We start from the raw sequence: 14027 nt of genomic DNA, 5'->3' as shown, positions 1-14027 counted from the left end.
GGATTCGGCTCAGCCGGCGCGCTTGCGGAGCTTGCGGCGCTCCCGCTCGGAGAGGCCGCCCCAGATCCCGAACCGCTCGTCGTTCGCGAGAGCGTATTCGAGGCACTGCGCCCGGACCTCGCACGAGGAGCAGATGCGCTTGGCATCCCTCGTGGAGCCGCCCTTCTCGGGGAAGAACGCCTCCGGGTCCGTCTGGGCGCACAGGGCGTCGGTCTGCCAGGCGAGGGGGTTGTCGTCGTCGGCGCCCGCCCGGACTCCCGGGACCCCGAGGCGCACCGGATCGATGAACCAGTCGTCGGGCACCCCAGAACGATATTCAGGAACTGTCATATCGGTCTCCCCGCCTTTGAACTGTAAAAGCACGCATTTTTAATGCACTGCAATAATTACACCGTTGTCATTCGCGTCCGTCAAGTCGCGAATCGTAAAGCCTTGATCGCTGGTCGAGAGTTTACGACGCGCCGATGTCCGCCAACAATCAGCGACACACCCGGACCGGCCACCCGTCGAGCCGGCGATCAGGAGACCGCCTGGCGCGCTGCCCAGGCGCTGCGCACCATCTCGACGAGAGAATGGCTCATCGTCCAGCCGAGATCGCGCGCCGCGAGCTCGCCCGAGGCCACGATCCTCGCCGGGTCGCCCGGGCGTCGAGGCCCCACTTCTGGGGTGAAGTCGATGCCCGTCACATCGGCCACTGTCGCCATGATCTCACCGACCGAGACGCCATCGCCGCTGCCGAGATTGTAGACCGGCCGGATGTCCTCCCCCGCCTCCAGCCGCTTCGCCGCCGCGACGTGCGAGACCGCGAGATCGGCGACATGGATGTAGTCGCGGACGCAGGTGCCGTCGGGCGTCGCGTAGTCGTCGCCATTGATCCGGGGGATACGGCCCGCCACCAGGGCGTCGAAGACGAGCGGGAAGAGATTGTGCGGACTCGTGTCGCGCAGCGCCGGATCGCCTGAGCCGACCACGTTGAAGTACCGAAGCGAGGTGTGGCGCAGACCCCGGGCGACCCCCTGGTCGCGCAGCAGCCACTCGCCGATCAGTTTCGACTCCCCGTACGGCGATTCCGGGTTCTTCGGGGTGTCCTCGGTGACGAGCTCCACCTCCGGCGTCCCGTAGACCGCCGCCGACGACGAGAAGACGATCGAGCCGACCCCCGCCTCCTGCATCGCGGCGAGCAGCACAGCGGTGGCCGTCACATTCTGCTCATAGGTGTGCAGCGGCCGCTGGACGGACACGCCGGCGTATTTGTAACCGGCGACATGCACAACGCCGCTGATGCGGTTCTCGGAGAACACCGTTTCCAGCAGGCCCCCGTCGAGGATCGTTCCGCGGTAGAACGAGACACCCGCCGGCACGAACTCCCGGTGTCCGCTGGAAAGGTCGTCCACCACGACGACATCGATCCCCTCGGCCAGGAACGCCCGCACCACATGGGCGCCGATGTAGCCAGCCCCCCCGGTCACCAACCACGCCACGGATGCCCTCCTGCCACTGCTGTCTTGCGATCAGCCCACACTATCTTTCTCGCGCTGGACGCGCGGACGGCGGCATCGCGCTGAGCGTGAGGCAGTGCGAGAGGAAGCCTGCGAGGCGGCTGACACCGAAGCGGCTTCCCAGCTGAACGCCCCCGCCGAGCAGCGCCGGACGAGCCCGGGGCGAGGATCAGACGAACGCCGCTTCTCCGGTGATCGCACGGCCGACGATGAGGGTGTTCATCTCGCGGGTGCCCTCGTAGGAGTAGAGCGCCTCCGCGTCGGCGAAGAAGCGGGCGACGTCGTAGACGATCACGATGCCGTTGCCGCCCAGCACCTCGCGACAGCGGGCGACGATCTCGCGCATCCGGGCGGTCGCCACCGCCTTCGCCAGCGCCGAGTGCTCGTCCCGCTGCTCGCCCGTGTCGAGCATCTGCGAGACGCGTACACACAGCGCGATCGAGGCGGTGATGTCGCCGAGGGAGCGAACCAGGAGATCTTGGACGAGCTGGTGCTTCGCGATCGGTTTGCCGAACTGCACGCGTTCCTTGCTGTAGGCCAGAGCGGCTTCGTAGGCGCCCACCGCGACGCCGACAGCGGCCCAAGCGACCTCGGCGCGCGTGAGCCGCAGCACGGCGGCGGTGTCCTTGAAGCTGTTCGCATTCTGCAACCGCAGCGACTCCGGCACACGCACGTTCTCCAGGGCGATGTCCGCGTTCTGCACCATCCGGAGCGACTGCTTGCCCTCGATCTTGGTGGCCGTGTAGCCCGGAGTGGACGTGGGAACGATGAAGCCCTTGACCTGGCCGTCCTCGGCGCTCCTCGCCCAGATCACGGTGATGTCGCTGAAGGTCGCGTTGCCGATCCAGCGCTTCGATCCGTTCAGGACCCAGTCGTCGCCGTCGCGCACGGCCACCGTCCGCAGGCCCTGCGCCGAGTCCGACCCCGACAGGGGCTCGGTGAGCCCGAACGCCCCGAGCACCTCGCCGCTGGCCAGCTTCGGCAGCCACTCGGCACGCTGCTCCGGCGAACCGCAGACGCCGATCGTGCCGAGGGCCAGACCGTTCTGGACGCCGACGTACGTGCTCACGGAGGCGTCCACACGGGCCAGCTCCAGCGCGACCCAGCCCCGGAACACCGCCGAATTCTCGAACGGGGCCGTCTCCGCGAAACCAAGGCCGATCACGCCGGCGCGGTGCAGGACCTCGATGATCCCGGGCGGGAACTCCGCACGCTCCCAGTACTCGTTGACGACCGGCTTGACATGGGTCTCGAGTGAAGCGCGGAGGTTCGCGAGGAACTCCTTCTCGCGCTCGGCGAGGAGGCTCTCGAAGCCGTAGAAGTCGCTGGCGAGGGGGCGGGAGGCCATCTGTTCTCCTTGCGTCCGATCGGACTGAGACAGCGCCAGCCTAGAGACGACACCCGGGCGTGACAAAACGATTGGTAGTTTGGTCTAACGATCGGGAAGGGACGACGAAAGATGTTTGTGCGCATCGGCAACCAGCCCCGCGATTACGCGTGGGGGTCGACCACGGCGATCGCAGGCCTGCTCGGCACCGAACCGAGCGGCGGCCCGGAGGCCGAGCTGTGGCTGGGCGCGCATCCCGGCTCCCCCGCGCGCATCCTCGACCCGGCGGAGGCCGGCGGGTCGGCCGACCTGGCGCACTGGCCGGAGACGGCCGGGCGGCTCCCCTATCTTTTGAAGGTCCTCGCGGCCGCAGGTCCCCTGTCGCTGCAAGCGCACCCGTCGTCCGAGCAGGCGCGCGCCGGATTCGAGCGCGAGAACGCCGAGGGGCTCGCCCCCGGCTCCCCCGAGCGCAACTACAAAGACCCGTTCCACAAACCGGAGATGATCTTCGCACTGTCCGACCCGTTCGACGCGCTGTGCGGCTTCCGGGAGCCCGCCGACAGCCGCGCCGCGCTGGAGCGCCTGGCCGGCAGCGACCCGGGCGTCGCCGCCTTCGCCGGAACCCTCGACGGCGAGCCGGCCGAAGCGCTCCGCCGGGCGACGGAGTGGCTGCTGGGCGGGACACCCGAGGTCGCGGCGCTCGTGAGCGCGGTGACGGACGCGGCGCAGAGGGCCGAGGGGGCGGACGCGGACACGGTTCGGATGCTCGCCCGAGCCTTCCCCGGCGACCCGGGCATCGTGCTCGCCCTTCTCCTCAACCGCGTGACGCTCCGGCCGGGAGAGGCGCTCTACCTGCCCGCCGGAAACATTCACGCTTACCTGCGCGGTCTCGGGATCGAGCTGATGGCCGCCTCGGACAATGTGCTGCGCGGCGGTCTGACACCGAAGCGGGTGGATGTGCCCGAACTCGTCCGCATCCTGGACTTCGCGCCGTTCGCCGCCACCCCGATGACCGCGAAACGGCCCGCGCCCGGTGTCGAGGAGTTCGTGCCGGACGTGGCGGACTTCCGGCTGTACCGGATCGAGATCGGTGCGGACACGCCGGCGACGGAGGTGACGCTGCCGGGCACCGCGATCGTGCTCTGCACGGCCGGCGCTGCGGAGGTGCAGGGCGCGACGGGCGGCCTGCGGCTCACGCGCGGCGAGGCGGCGGTGGCGACCGCCGACGAGGGCACGCTGTCGGTCTCGTCCGGAGCGGGCACCCTGTTCGTCGCCACGCCGAACGCGTGAGCTATCCTTCCGGGATGGGCAGCCCGAACCCCTCGCTCGCCGCGCGCGTGTACGCCGCCCGCAACAGCTCGGGGACAGCAGTCCTCGTGTTCGCCTCACTGCTGCTCTTCACGCTGTTCGCCGGCGACTTCTGGCGGAACCTCATCGGCTGGCCGGGCTACCTCGCGCTCGCCGCCCTGCTCACCGCGGGCAGCGTCGTCCTGCTGGTGCGGGCACGGACCGCCGTCCGCTGGCGTACACTCCCCAAGCCCCTCGGGCTCTTCCTGGCTCTCGCCGTGCTGTCGATCGCGTGGTCCGCGTATCCGGGGGCCAGCGCCCTCGGCGTCCTCGCACAGCTCGCCACCACGGCGAGCGCGCTGTTCCTCGCCCTGTGCCTCGGCTGGCCGGCGCTGCTGACCGCGCTCTCGAACGCGTTCCGCTGGATCCTCGGCCTGTCGCTGCTGTTCGAGCTCATCGTCGCCGTGTTCGTCCGGCGGCCGGTGCTGCCGTTGACGCCGATGCAGCCCCTCCCTGCGGGAAAGCTGCCGTCGGCATTCTACTGGAGCCGCGATCTGCTGCTCCACGGCGGCCAGATCCAGGGCATCGTGGGCAACAGCAATCTGCTCGCGATGATCGCGCTGCTGGCGCTGATCGTGTTCGGCGTCCGCCTGGCCGATCGCGCCGCCCGCCGCGGCAGCGCGATCGCCTGGATCGTCGTCGCAACGCTCACCCTCGCGCTCACGCGGTCATCGACGGTCATCGTCGCGACCGCGTTCACCGCCGTGGTGCTCTGCTTCGCGCTCTGGACCCGCCGAGCGGGGCCGGAGCGCCGCCGCCCGGTCTACCTGAGCGCCGCCGCGCTGGTCGCCGTCGGCGCGGCGAGCCTCGCGCTGTTCGCTTCCCGCCTCCCGGCCCTGCTGGGCAAAAGCGACGATCTGACCGGACGGCTCGACATCTGGGACAGGGTGATCGGTCTCGCGCAGCAGCGGCCGGTCTTCGGCTGGGGCTGGGTGAGCTATTGGGCGCCGTGGACCGAGCCTTTCAGCGACCTCGCCAAGCGCAACGGCGTGGTCTACTTGCAGGCGCACAACGCCTGGCTGGACGTCTGGATGCAGCTCGGGATCGTCGGGCTGGCGCTCGTCGTCCTGCTCGCCGTCAGCACACTGTGGCGGTCGTGGTTCCGTGCCGTCGACCGGCCGCGGACGAGTGTCCGCGACGACCAAGCACACACCGCGCTGACCCTGCTCCCCCTGCTTCTCTTCGCCGCTCTGCTCGCCCAGAGCTTCGCGGAGAGCCGGATGCTGATCGAAGGCGGCTGGGCGCTGCTCGTCGTGCTCGCGGTGAAGACCAAGCAGACCGCCCCGTAGGATTCAGCTATGGCCGCACCCTCTCGAACCCCGGTCCCGGCCGCGGTGGTCGAGCTTCTCGGATCGGCCCGGTTCACCTCGACACTCGCGCTGCTCGGCGTCATCGTCGGGTTCTCGACGCACGCGATCCGTGCCGTCATCGGCTGGCCGGGGCTCATCGGCGCACTCAGCGCTCTCGTGGTCCTCGCCGCGCTGTCGTTCTCCGCGCAGTGGAAGCTCATCGAGTGGCACGGCCTGCTGCCGGTCTCGGCGCTCGTGTTCGCCGGCTGGTGCGCCCTGTCGTTCTTCTGGAGCCAGTACCAGGTGGCGACGCTCGGAGCCGTCCTCTACCAGCTGCTGTTCGCGTTCCTGGCCGTCTACATCGCCCTGGTGCGCGACGCCATCCAGATCGTGCGCGTCGTCGGCGACGCGCTGCGGGTGCTGCTGACAGTCTCCCTCGCCCTGGAGGTCCTGAGCGGGCTCCTGCTCGACATGCCCATCCGCTTCCTGGGCATCCTGGGCAACATCGCGTCCGGCGGACCCATCCAAGGTCTCTTCGGCACCCGCAATCAGCTGAGCATCGTCGCTCTGATCGCGTTCGTCACCTTCCTGGTGGAACTGCGGACGCGTTCGGTCCGGCCCCAGCTCGCGGCGTTCTCGATCGCTCTGGCGGCGCTGTGCCTCCTGTTCGCCCACTCCCCCGTGATCGCAGCCGTCTCCGTCGTCGTCGGCCTGGCGACCCTGGCGCTGTACAGCATCCGCAAAGTCCCGGCCGGCGCACGCAGCTACGCGCAGTGGGGGCTCGCGCTGTTCACGGTCGCGGTGCTGGTCGCCGCGTACCTCTCCCGCATCCGGGTGATCGACCTGCTGAACGCACGAGCCGACTTCCAGGTGCGCTACCAGCTGTGGCTCCAGATCTGGGAGCTCATCCCGGTGCAGCAGTCGGTGGGCTGGGGCTGGGTGGGCGGGTGGCCGACCGATCTGTACCCCTTCAGCGCGATCCAGGCCGCGACCGGCATGTACCACCCCAACGGGCTCAACGCCTACCTCGACGTCTACCTCCAGGTCGGTGTCATCGGTCTGCTGCTGTTCATCGTGCTGGTCGCCCTCGCGTTCGTGCGTTCCTGGCTGCTCGCCTCCGCCCGGCGCAGCGTCGTCTACGCCTGGGCGCCGCTGGTGCTCGTCGCGCTGCTCGTCACGAGCGTGTTCGAGAGCAGCATCCTCGTGGAGTCGGGATGGATGCTGCTCGTCATCTGCACGGTCAAGGCGTCCCAGGGGATGAGCTGGCGGCGGCGACTGGCACGGTCTGAGAGCTAGCTGTGCTGCCCGCTCCCCCTCTCCTCAGCCTCACAACCCCGTACCCGCACCCGCGGGAGATGGAAGAGTTCTCGCCGGTATCCTCGCGAATCTCCTCCCTTTCCCGACATCCGGCCCCTCCCGTCCCCTGTTCTCCTCCGTTTCCGTCGCCCGTCGGAAACGGAGGAGATCACGGCTGGCAGTGGGGGTGGAGGCAGGGAACGGAGGAGAAAACGGAGGCAAGGGGGCCGGTTCTCCTCCCTTTGCGACGGGGCGGACGAGACGCCACGCCGCTGCTCACCGCAAGCCCCGGCGGAGGCTCACACGACGGTCACAGCCAGTCCGGTCGCCCGGAGGGCTGCGACCGCGGACTCGCCCGCCGTCTCGCCGGTGATGAGCCCGGCGAACTCGTCGACAGCGGCGATCCGGCCGAGATGGACGCGGCCGAGTTTGCCGCCGTCGGCGACGGCGATCGCGCGGGTGGCCGAGCCCACCATCGCCCGCTTGAGATCGGCCTCCGGCAGGTTCACATTGGTCACGCCGCCGAGGGGATGCACACCGGTGCAGCCGATGAAGGCCAGGTCCGCATGCACACGCTCCAGCAGCACCGCGGCGAGCGGCTCGACCAGCGAGTGCTGTAGGGGCCGCAGCGTCCCCCCGGTGACGATCACCTGGAAGCGCGGGATGGCGCGCTCGAGTTCCAGCGCGATCGTGAGGCCGTTGGTGAGGACCGTGACGCCCTCCAGGTCTTCCCGGTCGGCGAGAGCGCGGGCGATCGCAGCGGTGGTCGTGCCGACGTCGAGCAGGACGCTGCTGCCGGGCTCGACCAGCGCCGCCGCGGCGAGGCCGATGCGGCGCTTCTCGTCGGCGGAGGACGCCAGCGCCTCCTCGAAGCTCGGCTCGCGCGTCCCGCTGCCGCGCAGCACGGCGCCGCCGTGGACCCGGCGGATGCTCTGCTGCGCGTCGAGTGCGTCCAGGTCGGTGCGGACGGTCACATCGGAGACCTGGAACGCCTCGCTCAGTTCGGCCACCCGCGCGAAGCCCGCGCGCCCGATCAGTTCGAGCATGCGCTCGCGGCGGAGGGCGGCGGGCAGCGGTTCGCTCATAGAGCCATGCTCGTGTGCTTGCGTTTTCTTGTCAATCCGTAAGCTATCCACTACATTCACTTTCGGAAAAGAAAGGTTCGCATGGCCGCCATCACGAAGCGTCCGCACCAGCTCTCGGACGGGCGCGACCTCATCTACTACGACGCCGACACGACGCTCGCCCCGGACCGCGCGCCCGATCTGCGCGAGCCCGCGCCGCGGCCGCCCACCGCCTCCATGCGCCAGGACCCGCTCACCGGCGAGTGGGTCTCCATCGCCGCCGCCCGACAGAACCGGGTGATGCTGCCGCCCGCCGAACGGGACCCGCTGGCGCCGGCCAGCCCCGGCAACCCGTCGGAGATCCCGAGCGTGTACGACGTGGCCGTGTTCGAGAACAAGTCGCCGTCCTTCGGGCCGCTCACCGCCGACGCAGATGCCCCGCACGACCTCGCTGACCTCGCCGCCGTCGGCATCGAACGCAGCCGCACGGCCGTCGGCCGCCGCGAAGTCGTCTGCTTCAGCCCTGCGACCACCGGCTCGTTCGGCACGCTGACCGCCTCGCGCGCCCGCACGATCATCGAAGCCTGGGCGGACCGGACCGCTGCGCTCTCGGCCATCCCGGACGTGCAGCAGGTCTTCCCGTTCGAGAACCGCGGCGAAGCGATCGGCGTCACACTGCACCACCCGCACGGGCAGATCTACGCCTACCCCTACATCACACCGCGCATGAGCGCGCTGCTGCGCTCGCTCGACGCCTACGGGCCCGCGCTCTTCGCGGACATCCTGGAACGCGAGCGAGCCTCCGAGCGGGTCTTGCTCGCCGGGGAGCACTGGACCGCTTTCGTGCCCTTCGCGGCGCGCTGGCCGATCGAGATCCATGTCCTGCCGCACCGGCACATCCCGGACCTCGCCGCCACCGCCGACGTCGAACGGGACGAGCTGGCGACCCTCTACCTGCGCGTGCTGCGCGGTGTGGACGCGCTCTACGACTCCCCCACCCCGTACATCGCCGCCTGGCACCAGGCGCCGGTGGCGGTGCGACGCGAGGATGTGCGTCTCATGCTGCAGATCACCTCGCCGCGCCGCAGCGCGGATAAGCTGAAGTTCCTGGCGGGCTCCGAGGCCGCGATGGGCGCCTGGGTGGGCGACATCCCGCCGGAGCAGGCGGCCGCCGCGCTCCGCGACGCCATGGTCCGCGCCGACCGGGAGAATCCCGTCGGTCCGCTGCCCGCCGGCGTCTCCGGGCTCGTGACCGTGGCCGCTTCCGACTCCCCCGACCGAGAGGCGACCCGATGACCGACCTGCGCACCGGTGTCCGCGACGACTTCGCCGAGGTGTTCGGCCGTGAACCGGACGGGGTGTGGTCGAGCCCCGGCCGCGTGAAACTCATCGGCGAGCACACCGACTACAACCTCGGCTTCGTGCTGTGCCATTCGCGATCAACCGCCGCACGGTCGCCTCGCTCAGTCTCCGCGAGGACCGCACCGTCCGCGTCGGCAGCGCCTATGCCGACGAACTCGTCGAAATCGACCTCGACCGGCTGGCCCCGGACGCGCTCAGCGGCTGTTCGGCCTATCCGCTCGGCGTCGCGTGGGCGCTCGGGGAGTCGCCGACCTGACAGCCGTTCCCGGCTTCGACCTGCTGCTCGACTCGAACGTCCCAGTCGGGGCCGGTCTCTCCTCGTCGGCCGCGATCGAGGGGGCGACCGCGCTCGCCCTGAACGACGCCTGGCGGCTCGGCCTCGACCGCCGCGCGCTCGCCCGTACCGGTCAGCGCGCCGAGAACGTCGCCGTCGGCGCGCCCACCGGCATCATGGATCAGTCCGCCTCGCTCCTGGGCGAAGAGGATGCCGCGGTCTTCCTGGACTGCCGCTCGCTGGCGTCGGAGGTCATCCCCCCTGGGACTGGACGAGGCGGGCCTTGAGATCCTCATCGTGGACACCGGCATCGCCCACGCCCATGCGACCGGCGGGTACGCCGAACGCCGCGCGTCCTGCGAAACCGGCGCCCGCGCGCTCGGCGTGGAGTCCCTGCGGGAGGTGTCGGCCGCCGATCTCGACCGCGCCCGCGGGCTGCTCGACGAGGTGACCTTCCGCCGCGTCCGCCACGTCGTCACCGAGGACCAGCGTGTGCTCGACACCGTCCGCGCGCTGCGCGAACACGGTCCGGCCGCGATCGGCGGCCTGCTGGACGCCTCCCACGCCTCCCTGCGCGACGACTTCGAGGTCTCGGCGCCCGAGCTCGACCTCGCTGTCGAGACCGCCCAGGCCAACGGCGCGCTCGGGGCCCGGATGACCGGGGGCGGCTTCGGCGGCTCGGCCCTCGCCCTGGTGCCGGCCGACGCCGGGAGCCGCGTGCTCATCGCTCTCGACGGCGCGTTCGCGGAGCACGGCTTCGGCCAACCGGATCTGTTCACGGTGCGGGCCTCCGCGGGCGCGCGCCGGGAGAGCTGAGCCCCGGGCCATTCCCCGCGAAGGAGGTGGAGCGAAGACGCCGGGAGCGCGACCGGCACGCTCGCCGGCCCGGACATCAGCAGCCGACAGCGCCGACGGTCCTCAGCTGGCCGGCGATGGCGCGGAACCCTTTCCGCTCCGCGTTGCAGAGCGGAGTGCGGCCGTCGGCGTGCCTGATGTCCGGATCGGCCCCGGCGGTGAGGAGCTGCCGGACGACATCCTGCGCTCCCCGTCCGCCGTCGCCCAGCACGATGGCCTCCTGAAGCGCGGTCCAGCCGAGGCGGTTGACATGGTCGAACTCCACACCGGCCTCGATGAGCATCGCGACGACGCGGAGGTGCGCGTGTTCGGAAGCCGGGATGAGGGCGGTGCCGCCATACCGGTTCTTGGCGTCCACATCGGCGCCGTGGTCGAGCGTGAGCCGCAAGATGTCTTCCAGCCCCTCGGCGCCCGCGTAGAGAAAGGCGCTGTCTTGCAGCTCGTCTGTGGCGTTCACATCGGCTCCGGCGAGAATCAGCTCCCGCGCGATCGCGGTGTCGCCCGCCCTCGTCGCGACCAAGAGGGGCGTGCGGCCGTGGTCGCCCCGGATCTCGATATCCGCACCAGCAGCGATCGCATGGCGCACGGCATCGTGGTCGCCCGCGCTCACGGCAGCGAGGAGCCGAGCGGAAGCCTCCGGGTCCACCGTCGCGGGGGACGGCGAGACGGGCGCCGCCGAGCGGACCGGTGTGCCCGCCTGCGGCATCGGCTTGACACTGGCGCATCCTACGAGCAACGCGCCGGCCGCCATCACGACCAAAGCCGCCATCACCCACCGGACACCACACATGCATCCCACACTTAGAGATGGTTTCAGTAGTCGTTTTTGGTGAGTTTGCGGGCGCTGGTGATCGCGATTGCTAGAGCGACGAGCGCCGTGATCGTTGAGGCGGTGCGGTCGTAGCGAGTGGCGAGTTTCCGGAAGGCGAGGATCCAGGCCATGGTGCGTTCGACTACCCAACAGTGTTTACCCAGTCACTGTTTGGAGTCGACTCCGATTCGTGCGATGCGTGCCTTGATCCCACGACAACGCAGGTAACAGCGGACGCGGCGGTTGTCGTAAGCCTTATCGGCGTGGAAGATAACCGGGCGGCGTCTGGGCCGACCGCGGCCGACGCCCTTGATCGCGGTGATGTTGTCTAACACAGGTTCCACGAGCATGGAGTCGTGTCGGTTGGCGCCGGAGATCTCCACATGCAGCGGGAGTCCGTTGCGGTCGGTCAGGACATGGTACTTGGTGCCCCGTTTCCCACGATCCGTGGGGTTAGGTCCAGTGAGATCGCCCCCCCTTTTCGCCCGGACACTTACGGAGTCCAGGCAGGTTCTTGACCAGTCGATCATGCCAGCCTGGCCGAGTTCGTCGAGCATGATCTTCCGCAGTGCATCCCACGCGCCCGCTTCGGACCATTCACGCAGACGCCGCCAACAAGTGACCCCGGACCCATACCCCAACTCGGGCGGGAGCTTCTCCACGGGATCCCCGTCAGCAGCACGAACACGATCCCAGCGAACACCTTCCGGTCAGGAACCCGAGGCTGCCCAGCCCGCCCATTGACCACAGGCGGCCGAGGCGGAATCAACGGCTCCAGCCGCTCCCACAACATATCCGTAATGAACCGATCCTCAGCAAGCGTCGACACTCGACCAGCATCCCCGCTAACCAGCCACAACAACCACCGCCACGCCGACTACTGAAACCACCTCTAAGAGACCCCGCCTGAGCGTTTAGGGTGTGAACCATGACCATCGTGACCCTCGCCGACGGCTCCACACCGACCCTCGCCGCCGACGCCTTCGTCGCCGCCGGAGCCGTCCTCAGCGGGCGCGTGCGACTCGAGGCCGGCTCCAGCGTCTGGTACAATGCAGTGCTCCGGGCGGAGGCGGAGGAGATCGTGCTCGGTCCGCGGAGCAACATCCAGGACAATGTCTCTGCCACGTCGATCGCGGCTACCCGCTCACCATCGGCGCGGAGGTGAGCGTGGGCCACAACGCCGTGCTGCACGGCTGCACCATCGAGGACGGTGTGCTGGTCGGGATGCACGCGACCGTCCTCAACGGGGCCGTCGTCGGCGCGGGCTCGCTGCTGGCCGCCGGGACCGTCATGCTGGAGGGGGCTGTCATCCCGCCGGGCTCCCTGGTCGCGGGCGTTCCGGGGAAGGTGCGCCGGGAGCTGACCGAGGACGAGCGCGCGGCGATCCGGCAGAACGCCGCTGCGTATCTGACGCACATCAGCGAGCACCCTGCCGCGGTTTAGGCCGGCTTCAGCTCCTGGGCGAACATCATGAGGATGCCGCTCGGGCCGCGGAGGTACGTCAGCTTGTAGAGGTCCCCGTATGTCGCCACGCCCCGGAGCGGATAGCACCCGTGTTGGGCGGCGATCGCGAGCGCCGCGTCGATGTCGTCGACCGAGAAAGCGACGCGTTGCATGCCGATCTCGTTCGGCAGCGTGGGCTCCGTCTCGACGGCGTCGGGGTGGAGGTATTTCGAAGAGCTCCAGGCGACCGTGGCCGTCCGGACTCTGCAACAGTGCGATCCGGGCGCGATTGCCGTCGAGTCCCACCGCGGTGTCCGCCCACTCGCCGCTGACCGTGTCACGGCCGAGGAGCGTGAGGCCGAGGTCCGTGAAGAAGGCGATCGCCGCCTCCAGATCGCGGACAGCGATGCCGATGTTCTCCAGTCTGATGGTCACCCGCCGGTCCCCCGGGTCCGACCGGGGCGGGTGCGAACGGAACGCGCGTCCGCCTCGCTCACATCAGCGCCCGCTCGGCGGCCTCCACCACGTTCTGCAACAGCAGCGCCCGGGTCATCGGCCCGACGCCGCCGGGGTTGGGCGAGATCCAGGAGGCGACCCCGGCGACATCCGCCGCAACGTCCCCCGCGACACGGCTCTTGCCCGTCTCCGGGTCCTCGACGCGGCTCACGCCGACATCCAGCACGACCGCGCCCGGTTTGACGTTGTGCGCCGAAACCAGCCCGGCCACACCCGTCGCCGCCACGATCACATCGGCGCGGCGCAGATGCTCGTCCAGATTCTTCGTTCCCGTGTGTGTCAGGGTGACCGTGGCGTTGACCTCCCGGCGGGTCAGCAGCGCGCCGATCGACCGGCCGACGGTGACACCGCGGCCGACGACCACGACATCTTTGCCCGCCAGGTCGATACCGTGGCGCAGCATCAGCTCGATCACGCCGCGCGGGGTACACGGCAGCGGGGTCGTGATCGGCCGGTTGACATTCAGCACGAGCCGTCCGAGGTTCGTGGGGTGCAGTCCGTCGGCGTCCTTCGCCGGGTCCACCTGTTCCAGAACGGCGTCCGTGTCGAGATGGCTCGGCAGGGGGAGCTGCACGATGAACCCGGTGCAGCCGGGGTCGGCGTTCAGCTCCTGCACGACGGCCTCGAGCTCCGCCTGCGAGATGTCCGCGGGCAGGTCGCGGCGGAGGGACGCGATTCCCACCTCCGCGCAATCGCGGTGCTTTCCCACGACGTACCACTGCGATCCCGGGTCGTCGCCGACGAGAACGGTGCCGAGCCCGGGCACCACCCCCCGCTCGCGCAGGGCGCTCACCCGCTCCCGCAGCTCCGCCTTGATCGCAGCCGCTGTCGCCTTCCCGTCCAGTGTCCTCGCGTTCATCCCCGTCCTCTCACCGTCTCTTCCTCAGTTCTTCCGCGTTTTCGGCCCGAATCCCCGGAAGAAGTGAGGAAACGATGGCGGCGAG

10 protein-coding genes and 4 pseudogenes are annotated in these 14027 nt (G+C 69.8%); 6 read left to right on the top strand and 8 right to left on the bottom strand.

All coding sequences use genetic code 11. From position 1 onward, the window contains the following. Positions 1-9: 9 nt before the first annotated feature. From O159_RS02830 to O159_RS02820, 3 genes are all read right to left on the bottom strand, one after another. Positions 10-330 carry a WhiB family transcriptional regulator gene (locus O159_RS02830; RefSeq protein ID WP_081689799.1) on the bottom strand — a complete coding sequence of 107 codons (321 nt, stop codon included), beginning with the start codon at positions 328-330 and terminating at the stop codon, positions 10-12. A gap of 188 nt (positions 331-518) precedes the next feature. Beyond that, on the bottom strand, positions 519-1481 hold the full coding sequence (gene galE, locus O159_RS02825) for a UDP-glucose 4-epimerase GalE (RefSeq protein ID WP_021754254.1): 963 nt from the start codon (positions 1479-1481) through the stop codon (positions 519-521). A gap of 187 nt (positions 1482-1668) precedes the next feature. Next, the gene (locus O159_RS02820; RefSeq protein WP_021754253.1) at positions 1669-2847 is read right to left on the bottom strand and encodes an acyl-CoA dehydrogenase family protein; all 1179 of its coding nucleotides are present in this window, start codon (positions 2845-2847) and stop codon (positions 1669-1671) included. 111 nt (positions 2848-2958) lie between these two features. Here O159_RS02820 and manA point away from each other — a divergent pair, with 111 nt between their 5' ends. The 3 genes from manA to O159_RS02805 are packed head-to-tail and all read left to right on the top strand — an operon-like array spanning position 2959 to position 6758. After that, on the top strand, positions 2959-4116 hold the full coding sequence (gene manA / locus O159_RS02815) for a mannose-6-phosphate isomerase, class I (RefSeq protein WP_021754252.1): 1158 nt from the start codon (positions 2959-2961) through the stop codon (positions 4114-4116). Between the two features lie 14 nt (positions 4117-4130). After that, positions 4131-5462, top strand: a complete 1332-nt coding sequence (locus tag O159_RS02810) for an O-antigen ligase family protein (protein WP_021754251.1) — start codon at positions 4131-4133, stop codon at positions 5460-5462. Between the two features lie 9 nt (positions 5463-5471). After that, positions 5472-6758, top strand: coding sequence for an exopolysaccharide production protein (locus tag O159_RS02805; RefSeq protein WP_021754250.1), 1287 nt, complete (start codon positions 5472-5474; stop codon positions 6756-6758). Between the two features lie 299 nt (positions 6759-7057). Here O159_RS02805 and O159_RS02800 read toward each other — a convergent pair whose 3' ends face one another. Then, on the bottom strand, positions 7058-7843 hold the full coding sequence (locus O159_RS02800) for a DeoR/GlpR family DNA-binding transcription regulator (RefSeq protein ID WP_021754249.1): 786 nt from the start codon (positions 7841-7843) through the stop codon (positions 7058-7060). A gap of 81 nt (positions 7844-7924) precedes the next feature. Here O159_RS02800 and galT point away from each other — a divergent pair, with 81 nt between their 5' ends. Together galT and galK are read left to right on the top strand one after the other, a co-directional pair. Next, the gene (gene galT, locus O159_RS02795; RefSeq protein ID WP_021754248.1) at positions 7925-9118 is read left to right on the top strand and encodes a galactose-1-phosphate uridylyltransferase; all 1194 of its coding nucleotides are present in this window, start codon (positions 7925-7927) and stop codon (positions 9116-9118) included. Next, positions 9115-10274, top strand: a pseudogene (gene galK / locus O159_RS02790) (galactokinase). The gene galT and the pseudogene galK overlap by 4 nt, the downstream one beginning before the upstream one ends. A gap of 76 nt (positions 10275-10350) precedes the next feature. Here the strand turns inward: galK and O159_RS02785 are convergent. Both O159_RS02785 and O159_RS13705 read right to left on the bottom strand, forming a co-directional pair. After that, a complete protein-coding gene (locus tag O159_RS02785; RefSeq protein ID WP_236609529.1) occupies positions 10351-11082 on the bottom strand; it encodes an ankyrin repeat domain-containing protein in 732 nt (243 codons plus the stop codon). 44 nt (positions 11083-11126) lie between these two features. Beyond that, positions 11127-11986, bottom strand: a pseudogene (locus tag O159_RS13705) (IS5 family transposase). Between the two features lie 66 nt (positions 11987-12052). On the opposite strand from O159_RS13705, the pseudogene O159_RS02775 reads away from it, so the two are divergent. Further along, positions 12053-12567: pseudogene (locus tag O159_RS02775) on the top strand (gamma carbonic anhydrase family protein). On the opposite strand, the pseudogene O159_RS02770 reads toward O159_RS02775, so the two are convergent. Both O159_RS02770 and O159_RS02765 read right to left on the bottom strand, forming a co-directional pair. After that, positions 12564-13002, bottom strand: a pseudogene (locus O159_RS02770) (VOC family protein). The pseudogenes O159_RS02775 and O159_RS02770 sit on opposite strands and share 4 nt — an antisense overlap. Before the next feature lie 58 nt (positions 13003-13060). After that, positions 13061-13942, bottom strand: coding sequence for a bifunctional methylenetetrahydrofolate dehydrogenase/methenyltetrahydrofolate cyclohydrolase (locus O159_RS02765; protein WP_021754245.1), 882 nt, complete (start codon positions 13940-13942; stop codon positions 13061-13063). Between the last annotated feature and the right edge of the window lie 85 nt (positions 13943-14027).

Origin of the sequence: Leifsonia xyli subsp. cynodontis DSM 46306, assembly GCF_000470775.1 — a bacterium.
In the GTDB taxonomy this organism is placed as follows: Bacteria; Actinomycetota; Actinomycetes; order Actinomycetales; family Microbacteriaceae; genus Leifsonia; species Leifsonia cynodontis.
Note: the sequence above shows the minus strand (reverse complement) of the source record. Positions and strands in the feature narration are given on the sequence as shown.

Coding starts and splice junctions, on each gene's coding strand:
- O159_RS02765 (WP_021754245.1), bottom strand. CDS start 13,942: ATGAACGCGAGGACACTGGACGGGAAGGCGACAGCGGCTGCGATCAAG.
- O159_RS02805 (WP_021754250.1), top strand. CDS start 5,472: ATGGCCGCACCCTCTCGAACCCCGGTCCCGGCCGCGGTGGTCGAGCTT.
- O159_RS02785 (WP_236609529.1), bottom strand. CDS start 11,082: ATGGCGGCTTTGGTCGTGATGGCGGCCGGCGCGTTGCTCGTAGGATGC.
- O159_RS02820 (WP_021754253.1), bottom strand. CDS start 2,847: ATGGCCTCCCGCCCCCTCGCCAGCGACTTCTACGGCTTCGAGAGCCTC.
- galT (WP_021754248.1), top strand. CDS start 7,925: ATGGCCGCCATCACGAAGCGTCCGCACCAGCTCTCGGACGGGCGCGAC.
- O159_RS02810 (WP_021754251.1), top strand. CDS start 4,131: ATGGGCAGCCCGAACCCCTCGCTCGCCGCGCGCGTGTACGCCGCCCGC.
- manA (WP_021754252.1), top strand. CDS start 2,959: ATGTTTGTGCGCATCGGCAACCAGCCCCGCGATTACGCGTGGGGGTCG.
- O159_RS02800 (WP_021754249.1), bottom strand. CDS start 7,843: ATGAGCGAACCGCTGCCCGCCGCCCTCCGCCGCGAGCGCATGCTCGAA.
- O159_RS02830 (WP_081689799.1), bottom strand. CDS start 330: ATGACAGTTCCTGAATATCGTTCTGGGGTGCCCGACGACTGGTTCATC.